3 protein-coding genes are annotated in these 3,458 nt (G+C 58.6%); 1 reads left to right on the top strand and 2 read right to left on the bottom strand.

Features of this window, described 5'->3' with window-relative positions:
• On the bottom strand, window positions 1-999 hold a 999-nt coding region (locus HKN37_15910), incomplete at its 3' end, for a serine/threonine protein kinase (protein ID NNE48137.1).
• Between the two features lie 293 nt (window positions 1,000-1,292).
• Here HKN37_15910 and HKN37_15905 point away from each other — a divergent pair.
• Window positions 1,293-2,534 carry a serine hydrolase gene (locus HKN37_15905; GenBank protein ID NNE48136.1) on the top strand — a complete coding sequence of 414 codons (1,242 nt, stop codon included), beginning with the start codon at window positions 1,293-1,295 and terminating at the stop codon, window positions 2,532-2,534.
• A gap of 96 nt (window positions 2,535-2,630) precedes the next feature.
• Here HKN37_15905 and HKN37_15900 read toward each other — a convergent pair.
• A partial coding sequence (locus HKN37_15900) for an acetamidase (GenBank protein NNE48135.1) occupies window positions 2,631-3,458 on the bottom strand: 828 nt, incomplete at its 5' end.

The raw sequence follows: 3,458 nt of genomic DNA, 5'->3' as shown, positions 1-3,458 counted from the left end.
CGGTGGCGGACTCTCAACTTCCGGGTCTGATCTCAAACCCCATAGTCCCGCTGCCGCGATGATAGCTACAACCGCGGCGACGGCGATCCCGATCGTCCGTTTGGAAATGCCAACTCGCTCGCGCCGGCTATCGGCCGGAGTAGCGGCCGAAGAACGGGACGACGCCACCCCCAGTGTACTCTCGAGCGGATCACCGGCCAGCTCTTTCAGGGATGGCCGCGATGCGTAATCCTTGTCGAGACACTGCATGATGAACGCCGCGAAGTCGTCCGGCACTCCGGGCGTCAAATCGGCAACGGCGTCGGGCTCCGCGTTGAGGACGGAATACATCACGGCCTGCTCATAGTCGCCCGCGAAAGGAGCCTTTCCGGTCACCATTTCGTAGAGCACGACACCGAGACTCCAGACATCGGCAGGCGGACCCACCTCCTCGCCGCGGTATTGCTCCGGACTCATGTAGGCGGCCGTACCGAGTGTCGAACCCGACTTCGTTAGCTGCGCCCCCGTGGTGAGCTTGGCGAGGCCGAAGTCGAGAATCTTCACCTCGCCCCGGTCCGTCACCATGATGTTCGCCGGCTTGATATCCCGGTGAACAATACCGGCCTCGTGTGCACGACTCAGTCCGGCGGCTAATTGGCGGCCGATCTTGAGAGATCGATCAACACTGAAGTCTTCTTCATCAAGACGATACTTCAGCGTCTGCCCCTCGTAGTGTGCCATCGCGATGAACAGCTCGCCGTCCCCCGGCTCCCCGGGGACAGGCTCCGTTTCACCGATCTGAAATATCGAACAGATGTTCGGATGATCGAGCGCCGACGCCGCCTGCGCTTCCTGAATGAAACGGGCCTTGGCATCCTCGTCGGTGGCCATGTGCGGCGGAAGGAATTTCAGGGCGGCGGGCCGATTCAGCCGCGTGTCGCGCGCCAGATAAACCACACCCATACCACCGCTGCCGAGCTTCTCGATGATCTCGAAATTGGATATGGTTCGGCCGATCATGGATATGATTGCTGAGTGGAAAGCGATCCCCGGGCGTGGAAAATAGGCAACCGGGAAGACTGTCCGGTCTTCAATATGCTGACGCCGGGCATTTCGTGCCCGTTGACGTCACCAGGATGGACAAGGTAGGTCGAGATATTTCTTAGAAGCACCGGATCGGCCCCACTGATCCGATTTCCGGGACCGGGCGGGCAAAGCCACTACATGCGCCCACGTGAATCGGCCGACAGCAAGTGCGCCCTGCCAGACGTTATGTACACATGTCCCATTCTAAGGGGTAATCGGAGTCTGATATGAAGCCTTCGACTCCACGTGGATCTGTGCAGATGCCGCAATGGAGTGCTGATCCGACACGGGTCGGCGCCCGAAAACGCGTTCTGATCCGTTCAATCTGGATCCTCCTCCTTCTGCTGGTGGCCGCCTGTGATTCGCAGAAGGATCCGGAAAGTGACTATGAAAGGCCCCCTGCGACTGGCGACGGCTGGGAGACGGCATACCTCCATGACGTCGGAGTGGATGCCGCGCCCCTTCTTGACCTGCTGGACGTGATCTCCAGCACGGACGACCACCTGATCCACGGCTTACTGATCATCAAGGATCAGAAACTCGTGTTCGAGGAGTATTGGCCGGGGATGGACCTCGATCCGGAAACACTCCAGCAGATTGCAAGAAGTTTCGACCGCAACACGCTTCACTACGTGGCGTCCGTGTCAAAGAGCATCACCTCCGCGTTGTGCGGCCTGGCACTGGACCAGGGGCTTCTCAAAACTGTTGACGACACGCTCTTCTCGTTCTTTCCACAGTACGAGCACCTATTGAACGACGACAACCGGAACATCACGCTGAGACATTTGCTGTCATTCTCTTCGGGATATGAATGGAATGAGTTCGAGTACGACTTCGGCGATCCGCGGGACTCGCACTACCAGATGTTCAATACGATCGACCCGATGGGGTATCTGCTGGGAAGAGCGATGATCTCCATTCCGGGAAGTGAGTTTCTCTATAACAGCGGTGATACGAATCTACTGGGAGAGATCATCCGGAAGAAATCGTCAGCGTCTACTCTCATTGACTTCGCGAAAGAGAACTTGTTCGATCCTCTCGGAATCGAAGACTTCTCGTGGCGCAGATTCTCGATGGTCCCGGAATTGACGTTTGCGTCGGGCGGTGCATCTCTTCGGCCTCGAGACATGGCAAAAATCGGACTCCTGTATCTGAACAGTGGTGTGTGGGACGGAAGACGAATCCTTTCTGACGATTGGGTGGACGCGTCGACGACGATGTCCACACCACTGACTGGAGACTACCAGCCTCTTTACGGGTACGGCTACAACTGGTGGCTGGGTCGTTTTGCATACGGGGCGACCAACGTCGCATACTACCGGGCGGCTGGATGGGGTGGGCAGGACGTGTTCGTGTTTCCCGAGCTCGAAATGGTCGTCGTGTTTACGGCGGGTGGCTACTATGAATCGCGTCCACTTCGAGCCAACGACATCATCGAAGACTACATTCTCCCGGCACTCGGGCGGTAGTACGCTCGCTATACACCGATAGTCGTTGCGAGGGGCAGCGGTCAAAGTCGACGCCCGGACAACCAGACACGGGGCGGAAACACACCACCAACTTCCTCACTCACTATCGTCCGGCAGATACTCCTTCGGAAACTTCGCGACCACCGTGTAGATCGGGTCGACGATGTTGGCGACGGTACTCTCGCCGAGCTGTCCGACGAGCAGGTACGCGTCCCATCTTCCGAAACCGTAGTCCGTTTCCAGCCACTCGATGAGCTCGACGTGTGCGAGCCGGAACGCGTCGATCAATGGACGTGCACTTCCTGCCACCATGATGTAGTCTTTGTCCTCAATCCGCGGCCAGTCGATCGTCTTGCCCTTCACAACGTCGATCTTCAGAATCACGTCCATTGAGGTCTCCAGACCTGTGCCGTTGACCTCGCCCTCGCCCTGCCGGGCGTGGCCGTCGCCGAAATAGAAGTATGCGCCGTCGTGGAAGATGGGCAGATAGACCGTCGCGCCTTCGCGAATCTCCGGGGCATCCATGTTGCCGCCAAAGTCACCGGGCCAGAGTCCACTGAACGCCTCCTGCCCGCGAGGAGCAACGGAAACGCGACCCAGCATCGGTCGCAGTTCAATCGTGATCTCGGACATCTCGCTGTCCGGCAGCTTCGTCGTGCCCGTCATCTCCTCCGTATCGATCTCCCACTCATAGCGCCGCGGGGGAATGGGGTCGTTCAGAAGCCGAAGCCGACTGTCAGTTGCCAGCCCGCCAAAGCCCGAATAGATCTGTGCACCCGCGAGATAGTGATTCGGCCGGACCATGATGATCTCGACCTTCAGCATGTCGTCGGTCGTGGCGCCTTCGACATAGAACGGGCCGACCTCTCCGGGAAAAGCGCCGCCTCCGCGCTCGTAATAGTCACCCTTGTTGGTCTCCGAGAT

The organism is Rhodothermales bacterium (assembly GCA_013002345.1).
Taxonomy (GTDB): domain Bacteria; phylum Bacteroidota; class Rhodothermia; order Rhodothermales; family JABDKH01; genus JABDKH01.
The sequence above is the reverse complement of the archived record's forward strand: the minus strand, read 5'-3'. Positions and strand labels throughout refer to the sequence as shown.